Origin of the sequence: Microvirga pakistanensis, from assembly GCF_004458765.1 — a bacterium.
In the GTDB taxonomy this organism is placed as follows: domain Bacteria; phylum Pseudomonadota; class Alphaproteobacteria; order Rhizobiales; family Beijerinckiaceae; genus Microvirga; species Microvirga pakistanensis.
Genome location: NZ_SPJX01000400.1, coordinates 1 through 223, shown reverse-complemented (window position 1 = coordinate 223; position 223 = coordinate 1). Strand labels below are relative to the sequence as shown.

Annotated in this window: 1 pseudogene; it reads left to right on the top strand. The window is 65.9% G+C overall.

Annotated elements, in window-relative coordinates:
• Positions 1–223 (top strand): annotated as a pseudogene (locus E4K09_RS18935) (AEC family transporter); the annotation flags it as partial.

The window sequence follows — 223 nt, the reverse complement described above, 5'->3', positions numbered from 1 at the left end:
CAACCCATCCGATCGTGATCGGCATTCTGGCCGGTTCCGCCCTCCGCCCCATCGCTTCCGCGGTCCCGACACCGATCTGGCAGATCATGGACCTGCTGGCGAGCGCGGCCGTTCCCTGCGCCCTGATCTCCATGGGCATCGCGTTGCGCCGCTACGGGATGAAGACGGGGTGGAAGCTGCCGACGGTGATTTCCGTGCTCAAGCTCGTGGTTCACCCGCTCGT